The following is a 20272-nucleotide window of genomic DNA, read 5'->3' as shown; positions in this document are numbered from 1 at the left end:
TATGCATTCGCAGCCCCGTGTAACTGCTGTATCCGCAGTAAAAAATACTATACGCTGTTTAATTAGTCAGAAATATAATCGCTCAACTGATTATCGGCTTTTTTATTACTTCATACTGCCGGCTATTGCCAGAATAACAACCGGCTAACAATACCAGTACCAAATATCCAAAAGTTTAAATATGAGCACCCAGCCAAAAATTGATAAAAACAATATTGCTGAAATATGTAGCCTCACATCGTTACAGGAGGGAATGTTATTTCATCACCTTGAGCATCCCGATAGCAGGGCTTACAGTGTGCGTATGGCATTAGATATAGCCGGAAACATGAATCTTGAAAAATGCCAGGATGCATGGCTATCCGTTATTAATAAATATGAGGTATTAAGAACAGTTTTCAGGTGGGAAGAGATTACATCGCCTATTCAAATTGTGTTAAAAAACATTGCATTTGTAGTAACATACAAGGATTTTTCGGCCCTTGAATTGCAGAATGAGCAATTGGATAAGTTGATGCCAAAATTCAATAATGATGTAAACCTCAATCTAACAACCACACCATTCCTGGTTTTTCTATACAAACTTTCAGATCAGCGTTTCATTATGGAAATATGCCATCATCACATACTGTATGATGGCTGGAGCAACGGGATACTTATAAATGATTTTTTTGCGGCTTATATTAATGTTGATCAGCCTGCTGCCGCAGTAGTTGCAAAGCCATCATTGAAAGATTATTCAACGGCTATATTAAAACAAAACAACACAGCCGGACTAAATTATTGGAGCAGTTATGTGAAAGATTATATTCATGAAACAGGCTTGTCGGCAAATTTACAATCCCAACCGGGCAATCACAATTACGCTGATTACAAATATTTGCTCCCCGAAGATCTTGGCAATCGTCTTACTTCATTCGCTAAAAACAACAACATCACCATTGCCGCTATTTTGTATGCAGCCTGGGGCTTAATGCTACAAAAAAGGCTAAACAGCAACATGGTTGTTTTTGGTACAACAGTGGCTGGTCGTAATTTGAAATTGCCAAATATTGAACAAGCGGTAGGGCTTTTTATCAATACGCTTCCATTAAAAATTTCGGCCGATAATGGTAAATCTTTAAAACAGCTTTTAATTGAAGTCAACGGCCAGCTACAGGAACGGGAAAGCTTTGAAAATTTTCCGTTGGTAGAGATTAAAAGGTTATCTCTTGGTAATACCCCGGCAGAGTTATTTGACTCTATTATGGTAGTAGAAAACTATCCGCTTGACAACGATAAACTTAAAAACAACAACCAGGTAAACGTTACCGGCTTTAAAGTAATTGAAAGCACACATTATAACCTTACTGTTACCTTTAGCCTTTTTGAAAAAGCTGAATTGTGTTTCAATTACAACCTTCGGCATTGGTCAGATAAAGCCATAGGGCAATTAAATGAGCAGTTTATTACAGTTTTAAACGCGTTAGTAAATACGCCCGAAATGTTATTCGGTAAATTGAGGCTGGTAAGCGACGAACAAAAGCACCTGCTGCTAAAAGCGGCCGTAGATATTGAAAGTAGCGGCCGTATAAAAAGTGAAACTATTATTGATCTATTTAAAAAGAATGTAATTGCCAATCCTGCAGATATTGCCGTTACGTATAATAATGTTGAATTAACGTATTGGCAGTTACATGACAGGGCGCGCCAAATTGCTTCCTGGATATTAAGTGAAACAGGTTTATCTCCGGGGAGTAAAATCGGATTTATGCTTGAGCGGGATGAACACATGGTTCCTTTGGTGTTCGGCTTACTGGAGTCTGGTATGGTTTACGTGCCAATAGTTCATAATCTGCCTTCAGACGTTATTAATTATATTATTAAAGATGCAGGGATCGAGATTTTGTTAGCCAGTGGTAAACTATTGCCAAAAGGTTTAACTCCCTCAGTACGTGTTGTTGACCTTGACAAACAGGTAAACATTATCAATAATTATCAGGGCTTAATAAATAATTTCCCGGTTCATCAAGACAAACTTGCCGCGATAATTTACAATACTAATTTTCAAAATAAGGCTAAGGGCGTAATGATTACTCATGCGCAATTGTCGGCTGGTATGATACAAATGCAGCATGCCTGTCCATTAAAAAGAGACGATGTAGTATTGCTAAAATCTCAACCAGATTCTCATTTTTCCCTCGAAGAGCTATTTGGGTGGGTTATAGCGGGTGCATCTGTTGCTATACTTCCATCGGCATCTGATTTTAAGATTGCCGAACTGATTAACTGCATTGCCCGGGATAAAGTAACCGCTGTAAATTTTACCCCAGCAATATTAACTAAATTTTGTACCGCGCTTTCCAATAATATTGAGATTACAAAGCTCCAATCGCTGCGGTATGTATTTACAGGCGATGGCGCGTTGTATCCTAACCAGGCAGAGTTTTTCAATAAAACAGTTTCAGCAAGTTGTAACGCTGTTTTGATAGCCAAGTACGGCTGTCTGGAAACCAGCGGAACAGTGGCCTTTTATAAATATGCGTTTGCGGAAGAAAATAACACTATCCGCATAGGTAAAGCTGTTGAAAGTACGCTGCTATATGTACTAAATAGCGATGGTGAGTTGGTTTCCGAAGGCGTAGCAGGCGAAATTGCGATATTGGGTTTAGGTGTAGCAACAGGATACCTGAACAATGAAATGCCTGGTTATGATGAAAAAATCATGGCGGCCCCTTATTTAAATGGACAAAAACTGTTTAAAACGGGCGACCTGGGCAAGTGGCTGCCTGATGGTACTATCCAATATTTGGGCACCACAAATGATATAGTTAATATCCAAAATTTACGTGTAAATCTTAATCGGGCAGAACAACAACTATCAGTCTTTGATAAGGTATTGGAATGCGTGGTATTATTAAAACATACAGCAGGTAAAACTCACATTATAGCTTATTACAGTGCTGCACAAAAACTTAAACAGAGCGAACTTAAAAAGTACCTCTCCGATACGTTGCCAGACTACCTGGTTCCGGCGCATTTTGTTCATCTGTATGAAATGCCGCTAACTGCCAACGGGAAAATAAACAAAGCCGCGCTTTTAGAAATGCAGGTGAACATCAGCGATCAGTTTACCTCACCGGCTAACGAAATGGAAACAAGCCTGGTTGCATTATGGGCCAAAGTGCTAAAAATTAAGGAAGAAGTGATAAGTGTAACAAGCAGTTTCTTTGATTTAGGCGGACATTCATTAAGGGCAACAACAGTACTTAATAATATCAGAAAAGAGTTTGGCATAAAAATCTCTTACAATGACTTCGTCAAAAATCCAACAATAAGGGACCTGGCAAGCCACATCGGTACCACTGAGGATAGTAGTTATACGCCTATTTTACAGGCTGCCGTTCAGTCCGGATATCCATTGTCGTTGGCACAAAGGCGCTTGTTCTTTTTGTACCAACTCGATAAAAATCAAACGGCGTATAATATGTCGTTTATGGTAAGGTTCCATCAGGTACCTGATGTTGAAAGGCTTACCCAAGCGTTTCAAGCGTTAATTAACCGGCATGAAATTTTAAGAACATCTTTTGAATTTGTTAATGAAGAACCCCGGCAAACAGTTATTCCTTTTGTAAAATTCGCACTATCCCACCGTAAAATGGTTGAAGGCCCACTTCAGCAGGCAATACAAGAATTTATTAAACCATTTGATTTAAACAGCGGCCCGTTATTCAGAGCCGGAATTATTGAAACTACGGATAACCAATACTTTTTGATTACCGATATGCATCATATAATTTCTGATGGTGTATCGGGCAGTATCATTTTGCAGGAGCTGGCAGCATTTTACAATAATTTGAGATTGCCCAAACTAAAACTGCAATATAAAGATTATGCCGTATGGCAAGCTGATAGTACTTACAAAGCGCGTTTAAAACAGCAAAGAGACTTTTGGTTGAACGAATTTGAGGAAGTACCGGCACCACTCGAATTGCCTTTGGATTTTTTGAGGCCGGTTGTAAAAAAATACACAGGCAACCGTGTAACACTGGAGCTTACCGAAGAAGAATCGCTAAAAATAGCCACTATAAGCGAAAAGCACAACTCAAGTATTTTTATAGTGCTGCTATCGGCCTACAGCATCTTGCTTTCTAAACTTAGCGGCCAGGAAGATCTGGTGATAGGTTGTCCGGTAGCCGGGCGCCGTCATGCCGATCTGGAAAATATGCTGGGAATGTTTGTTAATACACTTCCATTACGCAGCAAACCGGCTGGCCACATAACAATCAAATCTTATATTAACAGGTTGAAAGACCTGGTTTTAACATCTTTAGACAACCAGGATTATCCTTACGAGGATTTAATAGATGAACTGGGATTGGAGCGCGATACAAGCCGTAATCCTTTATTTGATGCCGTGTTTTCTTATGAAAACTTCGAGGAAACTAATCTTCATTTGAATGGTAATATTATATCCGAAGAAAACTTTAACCGGGGTATTTCAAAATTTGATCTTACGCTATCCGCTACCAAAAAGGATAACCTATTGACTTTAACTTTTGAATATGCAGATGCACTTTTTGAAAATGAAACTGTAAAAAGGTACCTGGTCTATTTAAAAAGAATTGTTTTAGCAATGTATGCTGATACAGATGCAGTTTTGTCATCAATACAACTTATTGATGAGGCAGAAAGGTTGGCCATTGTAGCATGCCTGGACAATACACAAGTAAATTATCCTGCCGAAGAAACTATATGCTCATTATTTGAAAAACAAGCATTGCAGAATCCCGATAGGATAGCTATTAGTTTCGGCAAAAAGACAATCACTTACCGGGAAGTTTTAACACAATCAAACATGGTTGCCGCCGCTTTGCGCAAACAAGGCATAAAACCAAATACAATTGTTGCTTTATTAATGGACCGGTCTGTTGAAACGGTAATTGGCATGCTCGGAATCCTTAAAGCGGGTGGAGCATATTTACCAATAGATACTGATTACCCGGAAGACCGCATTAATTATTTAATTGAAGACAGCGGCGCAGATGTTATATTAACGTCAGGTAGGTTTAATAAGGTATTCAAAGGCCAGGAAATTGTAATTGAAATAGAAACCATACTAAACAGCAATGATGCTACACACAACCTGCAAATTGTAAACAGGCCACAAGATGCCTGTTACATTATTTACACATCCGGCACTACAGGTAAACCAAAAGGTGTAGTTATAGAACACAGGAATGTGGTTAGGCTATTTTTTAATGACGCTTTCCAATTTAAATTCAGCGAATCGGATGTATGGACTATGTTTCACAGCCATTGTTTTGATTTTAGTGTTTGGGAAATGTACGGCGCATTGCTGTTTGGCGGTAAGTTGGTAATTATTTCTAAACACGACGCTATTGATACCGGTAAATACCTTGATATTTTATTAAATGAAAAGGTAACAGTACTTAATCAAACCCCAAGCGCCTTTTATAACCTGGTTCATAAAAGCATGGAAACAAATGCAGATTTATCTGCATTGCGCTACGTGATTTTTGGCGGTGAGGCTTTATCTCCCCCAAAATTAAAGCAATGGAATCAGCGCTATCCTTATGTAAAGTTGATTAACATGTTTGGCATAACTGAAACTACGGTGCATGTCACATACAGGGAAGTTACTAATGTAGATATGGATACAGGTATCAGCAATGTGGGCACCCCAATTCCAACACTTTCGGTATACCTGTTAGACAAATATCAAAATATAGTTCCACCAAATGTAAACGGTGAAATTTATGTTGGTGGCATGGGCGTAGCAAGGGGCTACTTAAAAAGAGATGCTTTAACCGCCGAACGTTTTGTGGCGCATCCCTTTAAACCGGGAGAAAAAATATACCGGTCTGGAGATATGGCGCGGCTATTAAACGACGGCACCATTGAATACCTTGGAAGAGCAGACGAACAAGTTAAAATAAGAGGGTTCAGGATAGAGCTGGGTGAAATTGAAAGTAACGTCATTGCTCATCCACAGGTGCAGGAGGCCGCTGTAATTGTTAGGGAATATAGTGGGGAAAAATACATAGTAGCATATTATATAGCAAGCCAACAAATTGAGGCGTCATCTTTTAAAAACTTTTTAAGGGCGAAGATTCCGGAACATATGATTCCGTCTTATTTCCTGAAAGTTGAAAAATTGCTGTTGAATCACAATAGCAAACTGGATAAAAAAGCCCTGCCCGACCCCACCTTTAAGGTAGCTGAGGCATCAGAAAAACCTAAGAACCAGGTTCAAAAGGAACTGATTAAAATATGGTCAGAAACGCTTAATATCCCCGAAGACAGGGTAGGCATTCAAACAAATTTTTTTGATATAGGCGGAAATTCATTAAAACTGGTAAAAATGGTTAATAAAATAAACAATCATTTTTCCTCAAATATTCCGGTTATTAAAGCATTTACTTATCCTGTAATCTCGCTGTTGGCCAATTATCTCGAAACCGAGCTACCAGGAAATACAACTTACAACACTGCCATTATTGACAACGATGTTGAACAAATGACAGATACTATCAACTTACTAAACCGCTTTCAAGATTAAATCATGACAAAATATTCAGGCCTAGAAATTGCAGTAATCGGTATGTCTTGCCGGTTTCCGGATGCAGATAATATTTCAGAATACTGGAATAATTTACAAAATGGCGAAGATTGTATCAGCATACTCACAGATGCCGGCTTGCTGGCAGAAAAGGAGTTGCCTGCGGCGCTTAAAAATAAGCAATATGTAAAATCAAACGCTTATTTAAAAAGTAAAGGTTTTTTTGATTCGGCTTTCTTCGGATACCGGGATGAAGAGGCCAGCCTCATGAATCCGCAAACCAGGTTATATCATGAGTGCTGCTGGGAGGCAATTGAAGACAGTGGGTACAGCCTTGATACCAATAAACACAAAGTTGGCATTTTTGCAGCCGGTGCAACAAATGTACCCTGGATACTACATGCTGTAGCCGATAATAAAGATGGCCGGGTAGATGATTTTACAGCCATGCACCTCCGCGATGTTAACTTCTTATCATCAACCATAGCGTACAAATTTAATCTTAAAGGGCCGGCGGTTATGGTACAAACAGCCTGTTCATCGTCGTTGGTAGCTGTACATGAGGCTTGTAACAGTTTGTTGCTGGGTGAGTGTAACCTTGCACTTGCAGGTGGTGTTAATGTTCAGCATTATTCGCAAAAAGGATATGTTTATAAAGAAGGGGCAATATTGTCGCGCGATGGTAAATGCCGCCCTTTTAGCAGTGATTCCAGCGGTACGGTAGTAGGTGAAGGGGCCGGTGTGGTTGTATTAAAAAGGCTTAAAGATGCCATTAAAGATAATGATCATATATATGCTGTTATTAAAGGAACCGCTGTAAATAACGATGGTAATAATAAAATTGGATACACTGCACCAAGTGTAAATGGCCAGGTAGAAGTACTAAAAAAAGCACAAAAAGTAGCCAATGTTGATCCGCAAACTATAAGCTATGTCGAGGCTCATGGCACCGGCACTTCGCTTGGCGATCCGGTTGAGGTAGAGGCGCTCAATATAGCTTTTAACAATAATCCTGTTAAACACTGTGTACTCGGATCAGTAAAGTCAAACATCGGTCATGCCGATACTGCCGCCGGCATAGCCGGGTTTATTAAAGTAGTACTGGCACTTAAGCATAAAAAAATACCGGCTACATTACATTTTGACTCTCCTAATCCTAAAATTGATTTTAATAGCGGGCCATTTTATGTAAATAATGAACTGATTGAATGGAACGTTTCTGAACACCCTTTAAGGGCAGGAGTTAGTTCGTTTGGTATAGGCGGTACCAATGCGCATGCAATTTTGGAACAAGCGCCCGTAGCTGCCGCATTGCCGGCCGGCAAAGGAGGTAAACTGTTAACATTATCTGGAAAAACAAAGAAAAGCCTTGATAGGAACATGTTAGCTTTACAGGCACACCTGGCAAAAAATCCGGATGCTAATCTTGATGATATTGCTTACACACTGCAGGTTGGCCGTAATAGATTTGAACACCGCGGAGCATTAACTTGTGAAACTATTGACGAAGCTATTTCAAAAATAGCTAATAATGAATACCAGTATTTTAAAGGAAACGCAATCGAGGAAGATTTGCAAAACACGGTGTTCCTTTTCCCCGGCCAGGGCACACAATATAGTGATATGTGCAAAGGGCTTTACAATAGCAATTTAACATTCAGGCAAGCCATTGATAACTGTTTGTTAATTGCAGGTAGTTATTCTGATCGTGATTTTAGAGCGGCATTATTTCCCGGAAACAATCATAAAAATGAAACAGCAACCATTAATGATACTGCTTTTGCTCAGCCATTATTGTTCGCGGTTGAGTATGCACTGGCAAAGGTGCTTGAAAGCTGGGGTATAAAACCCGATTACATGATTGGCCATAGTGTGGGCGAATATGTAGCAGCTTGTATAAGCGGTGTATTTAGCCTGCAGGATGCAATAAAATTAGTGGTACGCCGGGGCGAGTTAATGGGTAGTGTGCCACATGGCGATATGCTAAGTGTAACCATCAACTATGCAGAATTACAGCCTTTGCTTGCTAAATACCAGGGAGTGGATATCGCGGTTATAAATACCGAAACTTCAGTTGTAGTAGCTGGTACCAGTGATGCTGTAACCCAATTAGCAAAGCAGTTAACGGCTCAGGGTATCCAAACTAAAAAGCTGCATACATCGCACGCATTCCATTCATTCATGATGGATCCAATTTTGGCAAGTTTTGAACAGGAAATAAATTCTGTTACAATAAACCAGCCTCGGATACCATATATATCAAACACAACCGGCCAACTGGTTACTTATGAGCAAATAAATAAAGCGTCCTATTGGAGCGGCCATTTACGCAATGCGGTACAATTTAGCAAGGGTGCAGAAACATTACTGGGTTTAGGCGGTGCATGTTTTATTGAACTGGGGCCTGGACGAACACTTAGCAATTATATTGCAGACAACGGCAAAAAAGGTGAAAAACATAACTTAATAAATACCGTACGCCAAACCAGGCAAGCTGTAGATGATTGGCAGTATTTAGTAGAGAAGCTTGGCGATTTCTGGCTAAAGGGTTTAAAAGTAAACTGGGACAGTTTTTATAGTGAAAACACTGTAAAAAAAGTATCGCTCCCAACTTATTCATTTGAGCACATACCTTACACTACCGATTTTAACCTGGATGACTTATTAAATACAAATGTTTTATTGAAAGGTGCCGAAGCTGATTACCGGGGTACAGGGATATATACAAGTGATTGGAAAAAATCTACTTCGCCAAACCAGGCAAATGAACAGGATAAAAAACATACAAGTTTTATTGTTTTTTCAGGAAACGAAACAATTGGCAGTTCAGTTACCGAACTATTAACCGCATCAGGGCAGAATGTAATTGAAGTAAAGCACGGAAATGAATTTGAAGTATCAGGTAACAAAGGTTTAATACTAAACTACAACGATGAAAATGATTTGACCCTCTTATGGGCTTATCTCGATAAAAATGAAATAAAGGTTGGTAATATCATTCACTGTGCGTCATTAACAGGTAAAGCCGAATTGGTTTCATTTGATACAATGGAGCCTCGTTTGGCAAATCACTACACGCAATTTGCGCTGTTCGGAAAGTCAATAGCGTTGTGGAATCCCGAAAATACTATCGAAATTACGTTAGTAACTAATCACCTGGCAAAAGTTACAGCCAATGACAGTATTGATCCGTTTAAGGCAGCCATCCAGGCGCCTGCAGCCATCATGCCATCTGAAATTGATAATATTTACTGCCAGGTTATAGATATACCTTATGCTCCCGAAACGTCTTTTGCGACAGGTAACTACGCACAACTGATTATTAACGAGGTGTTTTATCATGCCGAGGATCATTTGGTAGCCTATCGCCATGGCGAACGCTGGACCAAGCATTATGAGCCTATAATCAGCAATAACAAAATAAAATCCGGTGTTACCCTATCCAAAAACGAAACCTACCTGGTTACCGGTGGCTTTGGTGGCATGGGTTTTACTGTCGCTCAGGATATTGCTCATCGTTATGGCTCAAACCTCATTTTAATACACAGGTCATTTTTTCCGCAAAGATCAGATTGGGACACCTGGCTTGTAGCCAAAGGTATGAATGACCAGGTCAGCAAAAAAATTAGCGCTATACAGGCAATTGAAAAGGCAGGAAGTTCGGTTGATCTTTACCAGCTTGACGTAGCCAACGAGCTGGAGGTAAAATACTTTGCAGAAAAAATTGTCGATAAGTACCCAACTATAAACGGCTTGATATGGGCAGCCGGACAAGTGGATTACGGAGGTATAATGATGAATCGCAGCAGCGATGACTTTATTAAATATACAACGTCAAAAGTAGCTGGCTTAATGCTTTTTCAAAAGTATTTAAACTTTAATTCCTTTAATTTCATTGCATTGTTTTCATCTATCGGGAATGATTTTTACCAGATGAAATTTGGGCAGGTAGCATATAATGCCGCTAATGAGTTTTTAGAAAGTTATGCTAAGTATGCGCAGTCGGCTATTAAACCCCATGTTTTCTCGATTAACTGGTGCGATTGGTATAATGTTGGAATGACTGTAAAAACGCTGATAACTGATACCAATGATATTAATTTGGATGATATTAACGCAAAAATAAATGACGGGATTTACCCGGAGGAAGGTGTTGAGATATTTTATGATTGCCTGGTTAATAAAATGCCAGCCTACAGCATACACAAAGGGGATATACAACAGGAAATTAAAAAGAACCACAGCGCCCTTAAAGATCTACGGAATAACAAAAAACAAAGCACCGTGGCTTTGTCAACCGGGATAAAAACAGATGAAAACTTAGCGCACACCTTGCTTGAAATTTTCCGCCAGTTTTTTAGCAACAGCGATATTAGCGAAAAAGACAACTTTTTTGAACTCGGTGGCGACTCCTTAAAGGCAATGACCCTTGCAGGTCGGATTAATCAGGCGCTGGGTACCAGTATTTCCATTCGAGATCTGTATAAAAACCCGGTTATTGCCGCGTTAGCAAAAGACCTTGACAAGCAGGAAGCCAAGGCAACCGGCCGCGCCATACCGGCGATAGCAGAAAAGGACTTTTACGAGATTTCGTCTGAACAAAAACAGATGTTTTTTCTGCAGATGTATAATCCTGAAAGCGTAGCGTACAATGAAACAGAGATTTTACAGGTAAGCGGAAATATAGATTTCGAAAAAATAAAACAACTTTTTACGCAGATTCTGCAAAATAACGAAATTTTACGAACTGAGTTTGTATTTGAAAATGGCGAACCAAAACAAAGAGTATTGCAGTCGTTTGAACTCGATATTCAACGTTTAACAGCAACCGGCGATTGGAGCGACGCGGCTTTACAATTTATCAGGCCATTTGATTTAGGAAATGGACCTTTATACAGGGTAGGTGTAATAGAAAAAGAACCGGGAAATTATACGGTTATAATGGATTCGCACCATATTGTGGTAGATGGAACATCAAAACATCTTATAACAGAGCAGTTTAAAGCTTTGTACAATAACGAAACACTATCCCGGTCGCCGGTTCAATATAAGGAATATGCGGAGTGGCAACAGAGCGCGGAGCGGCGTATTGTTATTGAAAAGCAGAAACATTTTTGGTTAAACGAATTTGCAGAGGAGCCGCAAAAGCTTGATATGCTGACGGACTATCCAAGAAACGATAAATCGGACAATCGTGGAGGTTCCTTTCAGTTTGACTTGTCGCTTGAAACAACCAATGCATTAAAAGCTATTGTCAGTACTCAAAACACCACACTTTATACTGTTTTACTTGCAGCATATTATGTGTTTTTAAATAAAATAAGTAATCAGGATGATATTGTGGTGGGCACCCCGGTTTCGGGCAGGTTAAACGCCGATCTTGAACACGTAGTTGGCATGTTTGTAAAAACATTGCCTTTAAGGAATGCTGCAAACCCCCAACTGCCATTTAAAGAGTTTGTGGCAAATGTAAGTGCTAAAACACTTGCCTGTTTTGAAAATCAGGAATATCCTTTAGGTGAGCTGGTTGATGCGTTGAATTTGGAAAGGGATTTGGACCGAAACCCGCTTTTTGACGTATTTTTTGTATATCACCAGGCTGATGGCCTTAATAAAGATACGCCAGGCTTATCCATAACATTAGAACGCAGTAAACAACTTTGGGCAAAATTAGATCTCACTTTGTCGGCTGTTGAACTTAATGGCAAACTAAATCTTGAATTTGTTTATTCCAAAGCCTTGTTCAGCGAAGACCTGATCAAACGTTTTTCATCATATTTCAAAAAGATTATTGCCGCTGTTGTTAAAAACAGCAGCGTACAAATATCCGCTATTGATGTACTTTCCGCTAACGAGAAAGGTACCTTATATGAGCGGTGTAACCAAACCAATGCCTATTATAATGAACAAGACACGGTGTTGTCACTGTTCTTAAAACAGGTACAGATACAGCCTCAAAACCTGGCAGTTTCGTGTGCCGGCGAAGAACTCACTTATTTACAACTTAACCAAAAAGCTAATACAGTAGCTCAAATTATACGGCAGTACACTAATAACCAAAAATTACGTATAGGCTTACTTTTCCAATCATCTACAGAGATGATTATAAGTATGCTTGCAGTTTTAAAAGCTGGCTGTGCTTATATCCCCCTATCTGCCGAAGCACCTGTTGAACGAAATCGGTATATCATGGAAAATAGTTCGGCAGCGCTGTTGCTTATACAAGAAGAATTGTATAAAAAACAGCATCCGGATAATCTGCTTACTAACAACATTGAAACCGTACAAATACCATTGGGTACATTAATACCCCAAACTACAGCATATGAAGGTATAACCGTTAATCCCGAAGATTCGGTATACGTTATCTATACTTCCGGAACAACGGGCAATCCTAAAGGTGTGGATGTAATGCACGAAGGATTGGCTAACTACGCGCTTTGGAGCGCCAATCATCACTCACTTACCAGTGCCGATGTGGCTTTACAGATGGTGGCTTTTCACTTTGATGGATTTGGTGCCAATCTTTACCCTGCATTGGTATCTGGGGGGGCGATCGTGTTAATTCCGGATGAGCATAAACTGAATACATTTTATATTGCCAATACGATCAAGCAAAATAAGGTAACAAATTTTGCAATGGTGCCAAGTTTTTATGGCGAGTTGCTTAATGAGTTGGAACTATTGAAGCCAGATTTGCAATTACGATACGTAATATTGGCAGGAGAGCTTACCAGTAAAAAACTAATAGAAAAAAGCTACAGTATCCTGCCTGGCCTATGGTTGCAAAACCAATATGGTCCTACAGAAACAACCATTGGGTCAACACAAAGCAGTAAGCTTACAAGTGAAAACAATACATCAATAGGTTTACCAATATGGAATACAGATATATTCATTTTAGGTAAATGCGGAGAGTTATTACCTGATGGGGTAATTGGCGAAATGCATATTGGCGGTAAGGGTGTTGCCCGTGGCTACATAGGTAACGCGCCGCTTAGCGCCGAACGTTTTATTGCGCATTTAAATAAAAGTGGCCAGTTACTTTATCGGACCGGGGACTTAGCCCGCTGGGACAGGGAAACGGGTGCGCTTGAGTTTTTAGGCAGAAATGACCACCAGGTAAAGCTACGTGGTTTACGGATCGAGTTGGGTGATATAGAGAGCCATTTAGGGAATTACGTGGGTATTAGTGCGTGCGTGGTAAGCAAAGTACAGGACAGCAGTGGCCCCTACCTGGCGGCGTACTATACGAGCCAGTCGGCGATAGATGAAGAACAGCTACCGGTATATCTGGGGGGCTTATTACCGGGTTATATGATACCGGGGGTATATATAAGGTTAGAGGCGATGCCCTTAACGTCGACAGGGAAACTGGACCGGAAGTGTCTTCCGGTACCAGCAGAGCGTAGTGGCGGCGGACATGGCCCGGACTCTGGGCAATCACCGGAAGGCGAACGCGAGCAGCTGCTGGCGGGCATCTGGAGCCAGGTACTTGGCGTTACAGCGCCGGGCAGGCATGACGACTTTTTCATATCAGGAGGCGACTCGATCAAATCGATACAGATCATCTCCCGCCTGCAGCGGTCAGGCTACCGGCTTACGGTAAAAGACATATTTGCATTCCGTACGATCTCGCGGTTAGCGGGCATACTGGAACCGGTTGCTACAGGCAACCCGGTGAGCCAGGAAATAGTAAGCGGCGCGGTAGCATTAAGCCCTGTACAACGGTGGTTTTTTGCATCGGGGATCAAAAAGAAGGAACAATTTAACCAATCGGTGCTGCTGGATTTCCCGGGCGGCCTGGAACGCGTCGCGGTTGATCGCGTTTTCAGGAAGCTGGCCGAACACCACGATGTGTTGCGGATGCGCTTTGAGCCGTTAGAAGGACCGGCGGGCGTATGGCAACAACATTGCCGGGAAACAGCAGCTCCTTTGGAGATAGAGGAACACGATTTAAGGGGCCTGACGGCGGATGCAGTAACCGCCGCGATGGAAACAGCGGGCACGGCGCTGCAATCAGGGATAGAGCTGGAAAGCGGCTCGCTGCTCAGGCTTGGCCTTTACCACCAGGCAGACGGCAGCCAGCTGCTGATAGCGATCCACCACCTGGTAGTAGACGGGATCTCCTGGCGGATCCTTTTTGAAGACATAGAAACACTATATAGCCAATACCTTGAAGGGGCAGTATTAACGCTTCCCGCCAAAACAGACTCCTACCAGCGCTGGAGCGCGTCCCAGGAGTCACGTATAGGAACAGCAGGCTATGAGCAGAACAAAGCCTACTGGGAATACAACCAGCCCCAGGCAGTTTTAACCCTGCCGGGCCTGTTACAGGCCGCCGGCGGGGAAGCACAAGCGGTAGATACACTGGAGCACGCCTCAGCGCAAAGCTTTAAGCTGAATGCCGGCGAAACAGCGGCCCTGCTGGGGCCGGTTCATGGCAAACTGGGCACAGCGGTAAATGACCTGCTGCTGAGCGGGCTGATGCTGGCCTTAGAAAGCAGCTTCGGCAGCAAAGAGCTGTGGATAGATATGGAAGGTCATGGGCGTGAAGACACAGAACCAGGGCTTGACATCAGCCGTACGGTAGGTTGGTTTACCAGTATATACCCGGTACAGTTAAAAGTAAGCGAAGGAGGCCTGCTGGACAAAGTACGGCAGATCAAGTCGCAGCTGCGGGCAGTACCGCGTGGCGGCCAGGATTACCTGTTATACCGTTACGGAGAGCAGGCGACAACACAACAGCACAACAATAATAATAACAACAATAACAAACCGAAAGTAAGTTTCAATTACCTGGGGCAGTTTGATGCAGATACACAAAACGAGCACTACGGGATGAGCAGCCTGCCCCGTGGCGAAGAGATATCGAAAGAAGAAAACCGGCTGTATGACTGGGAGATTTCGGGTCTGGTAAGCGGCGGGGAACTGGAACTAAGCCTGCGTTACGGCAGCAAACATTACGATGGAGCAGCATTAACAGGGCTGATGGAATCCTACCGCCGGTCATTACAGGAACTGATAAGCACAGCAGAAACGTACGACGGCTCGCGGCTGCTAAGCCCGGCCGAGCTGAGCTACAAGGGACTATCGGCAGGGCAGCTGGCCCGGCTGGAAGAGCAGTATGCAGTAGAAGACGTTTACGAACTGTCGCCGATGCAGGAAGGCATGCTGTTTCACGCGCTGATGGACAGCAGTTCAAGCAACTACTTTGAACAGATGCGGTTAAGGATCAGCGGTGCGCTGAATATAGAGGCGATACAACAAAGCATGAATACGCTGGCCGGCCGCTACGCGGTATTGCGGACACTGTTTGTACATGAAGGCTATGATCGGCCGCTGCAGGTAGTACTGACAAGCGGCACGATAAGCGTAACAGCAGAAGACCTGAGGGGGCTTAGCCCGGAGGAACAGGCGAGGTATGTATCCGGGTGGCAGGCAGCAGACAAGGCCCAAGGCTTTGACCTGTTTTCGCCCGGCGGGCAGATGCGCCTGGGGGTACTGCAACTTTCGGAAAACAGCTATGAACTGATCTGGAGCCACCACCACATCCTGATGGACGGGTGGTGCATGGGCATCATCCTGAACGAGTTCAGGCAATTATACAGCAGCAATGTAAAAGGCAAAACACTATCGCTGCCATCAACCGAACCCTATTCGGGCTATATTAACTGGCTGCAGCAACAGGATACCCGTTCGGCGCTGGGGTACTGGCGCGACTACCTGCAGGATTATGCAGGGGGGCATCAGCTACCGGTACGGCGTGTGGCCGGGCAGGACCAGGCATACCTGCAGAGCAGCATAGAACTGGAACTACCGGCAGCACAAACGAGCCGGTTAACAGTATTATGCAGCCGTTTGGGCATTACGTTAAGCACGCTGCTGCAGGGCGCCTGGGGCTTGCTGCTGGGCAGGTACTATGGCGAACAGGACGTCGTGTTCGGTTCGGTGGTATCCGGCCGTGGGGCACCGGTCCAGGGGATCGAGACGATGATAGGGCTGATGATCAATACGATCCCGGTTCGGGTACAGGCGTCAGGAGAGATCACAGTAAGCGAGCTGTTACAGGACCTACAGGAAAAGGCGCTGGCATCAGAAGCCTACCATCATTGCCCGCTGGCCCATATCCAATCCCTTACCAAAGCAGGGAACCAGCTTTTTGACCACCTGTTGGTATTTGAAAACTTCCCCCTCGAAATTGATCAAAATGAAAAAATAGATTTCGATGCCGAAGTAGAAGAAATTTTTGAATCTAACCATTATAACTTAACCATATTTATTTACCCGGGAGAAAAACTGAAATTTCAGTTCATATACGATGCTAATAAGTATGATGAAAAAGTAATAAAATGTTTTCCTGAATATTATGAGAGTGTCATAACTCAAATTATTGCCAAGGCAGAACAACGCGTAGGCGCAATTGAGTTAGTGACAGAATATGAAAAACAACAGGTATTTAATAAGGTAACCGAATATGCCGGGCATCCACTTGTATTGAGTGATTCAATGCCGGCATCTTACCACCAGGAGCGCTTGTGGTTTATAGATAAATTTGAGTCGGGGTATTTGTATGACGCCAGTCCGGTTTATCATAACATGCCTTTGATATTAGATTTAGAAGGCACGGTTAATTATGAGTTGCTCCAAAAAAGCATAAATTATATAGTAAACAAATATTCAATTCTGCGTACTCACATTATTACTATAAATGAACGGCCATTACAGCAAGTAGCAAAAGCGGTTTGGATTCCTTTGCAATTGGCAACGCTATCAACAGAATATCCGGCAGAAACTATTATCGATCAACTTATAAATGAGCCGTTTAAACTTAACGAAACACTTATCAGGGCATCGTTACTAAAAAAAGCAGCAGATAGCTATGCATTGGTGCTGGTTGTGCATCATATACTTGCCGACAGGCCTTCAATAGCCGCGTTGGCACATGAGATATTAACTGTTTACCAGGCATTACTGACTGGCAATCTGATCAATAGCGACAAAGATAATGTTTTGCCTTACCAGGCATTTGCGTTATGGCAGCAAGAAGGACTTGGAAAATTAGAACCGCAACTGCTTGCTTATTGGCGAAAACAATTAGGTAATGAAATTAAACCTTTGGAAATACCTACCGATCGCCAACGGGTAGCTGTGCATATTTACAAAGCAGCTTCTTCAAACGTTGTTATTCCGAAAGCACTGACTCAAAAAGTGAAAGTGCTTGCAGGTGACGCAGGGGTAGATATTGGTGTATTTTTAATGGCGACATTCAAAATATTGCTGCACAAATACGCCGGGCACGAAGAAATTGTAATAGGAACAAGTGCTGGCAACAGGCAACACCATACTGCCAATCTTATTGGCCCTGCATCAAACCTAATTGTTATTAAAAGTAATATATCGCCTGATGCCGGCTACAATACATATCTGCAGGAGTTGAATCACATTTACAAAAGCGGGTTAGCTCATCAGCAAATGCCATTTGATAAACTGGTAACCATACTGGCTCCCAAAAAAGATATGAGCCGCACAGCATTGTTTGATGTGCTTTACCAGTATGAAGATGCAATAAAACGCATGCCTGCAACAACCGGGCTAAAAGCGGTTTTGGAAGATGTTAACCGGGGACATGGTAAATACGACCTTAACTTGTTTTTACAAGGTGCAGATGAGTTCATCAAAGGTAAACTAATATATAATCAGGAATATTTTAACGCCGGCACTATTGATAAATTCATTAATCATTACTTGAATATATTGAACCAGGTATGTGAAAATCCTACAATATCAATAGCCAGTTTAAATCCTGTTGGGGCACAGGAGCAAAAGGATATTATCAAAATCTTAGATAACTCTGAAGTAGAATACCCTAAAGACAAAACCATAGCCGATCTTTTTGATCAACAAGTGGGGCTTACACCTCATAAAGTTGCTGTAAGTTTTGAGGGGCAGCATATTACCTATGATGAATTAAACAGGAAAGCCGAAAAGTTAGCCTATTTACTACAGCAAAAGGGAGTGGTTGCCAATCAAATAGTTGGCTTATTTACCGAGCGATCAATCGAAACTGTAATTGGAATGCTGGCTATTGTAAAAGCAGGCGGCGCTTATTTACCTCTTGATATTGATTATCCGGCAGACCGTATTAACTATATCATAAAGGATAGCGGCATCGGGTTAATGTTAACAACACATAACCTGCTAAATAAGGTAGACGGCGGAATAGAAAAAATTTGCATTGAAAATGCTGAACAAATCGTTCAATCAGGAAAAGTGTTAAGGCTGGCAACGCCGGCTGATTTATGCTATATTATTTATACCTCTGGTACAACGGGTAACCCGAAAGGCGTAATGGTTGAACATCATAATGTGGTGCGTTTGTTATTTAACAATGCATTTCAATTTAACTTTAATCAAGATGACGTGTGGACGATGTTCCACAGCCACTGCTTTGATTTCAGCGTATGGGAAATGTACGGCGCGTTGCTATTTGGCGGACGCGTAATTGTTATCCCTAAAGTTAAAGCGATAGATACTAAAGGCTTTTTAAAGCTTTTAAAAGATGAAAAAGTGACAGTGCTAAATCAAACACCAAGTGCTTTTTATAATCTGATAAAAGAAGAGCTTGCATTATTTACTCACGACCTTCATTTAAAGTACGTCATTTTTGGCGGCGAGGCACTGTTCCCGGCTAAATTAAAAGGCTGGTACAACAAATATCCCGAAGTACAATTAATTAACATGTTTGGTATAACAGAAACTACCGTACATGTTACCTACAAAGAGATAGGAAGCTTCGAAATTGACAATAACATCAGCAATATTGGAAAACCCATCCCTACCTTGTCAGTTTATATTTTAGATCAGCATAAAAATATAGTTCCTAAAGGAGTGGCCGGCGAATTGTATGTTGGTGGTGAAGGCGTTTCCCGAGGCTACTGGGGTAAAGAGAAGCTAACCAGCGAAAAGTTTATAGCCAATCCCTTCAAGCCGGGCGACAGGTTATATAAATCAGGCGATGCGGCGCGAATGCTCGAGTCGGGAGATATTGAATACATAGGCCGGATAGATAACCAGGTGCAACTTAGGGGCTTCAGAATTGAATTGGGCGAAATAGAAAGCCGCCTTTCTGAGCATGCTGACATTGAAAAAGCGGTAGCGATACTTAAAGCCAATGATGAAAACAGCTATATAGTAGCTTACTACGTTGCCAGTCAGCCTATTGCAAATGCCGCCTTACGGCAGTTTCTTACAGCCAGGTTGCCCGACTATATGGTCCCTTCACATATCATTTATCTTACGCAACTGCCTTTAACGGTTAACGGTAAGCTGGACAGAAGCGCTTTGCCAAATCACGAAGTAAAAATTGACAGCGATTTTGAAAAAGCGCAAAATGATATACAGCAGCAACTTATTTCAATATGGTCCGATGTGCTTCAATTGGACGAAGATAAGATTAGCGTTAACATTAACTTTTTTGAGTTAGGTGGCCACTCAATCAACATTATCAAACTCAATAACAAAATCAATGAACTTTTTGATGCTGAAATAGCCATCGCAGAGATGTTTAGGTTACCAACTATAAAAATGATAGAAGAACATTTAAGAAAAGGCGACGTGGGCCTGAAAGATATTCAGCAAAACGTTGCAGAAACCATTGACGATGCTATGGCTAATTTAAGTTTACTGGGCACATTTACCAATAATTGA

Annotated in this window: 2 protein-coding genes; both read left to right on the top strand. The window is 41.9% G+C overall.

Annotated elements, in window-relative coordinates; genetic code table 11:
* Nucleotides 1-181 precede the first annotated feature (181 nt).
* Nucleotides 182-6562: an amino acid adenylation domain-containing protein gene (locus AC1RM2_RS13710; RefSeq protein ID WP_492985624.1), complete on the top strand. Its 6381-nt coding sequence runs from the start codon at nucleotides 182-184 to the stop codon at nucleotides 6560-6562.
* Nucleotides 6563-6565: 3 nt separating this feature from the next.
* Nucleotides 6566-20272 (top strand): amino acid adenylation domain-containing protein, encoded by a 13707-nt coding sequence (locus tag AC1RM2_RS13705; RefSeq protein ID WP_492985623.1) that lies wholly within the window; start codon nucleotides 6566-6568, stop codon nucleotides 20270-20272.

It is taken from the genome of Mucilaginibacter sp. GW822-FHT03E02 (genome assembly GCF_058801545.1).
This window is presented reverse-complemented; position numbering and strand designations above follow the sequence as displayed.

Bases quoted from the DNA above. Each gene is read 5' to 3' on its own strand.
- AC1RM2_RS13710 (WP_492985624.1), top strand. From the start codon at position 182: ATGAGCACCCAGCCAAAAATTGATAAAAACAATATTGCTGAAATATGT.
- AC1RM2_RS13705 (WP_492985623.1), top strand. From the start codon at position 6,566: ATGACAAAATATTCAGGCCTAGAAATTGCAGTAATCGGTATGTCTTGC.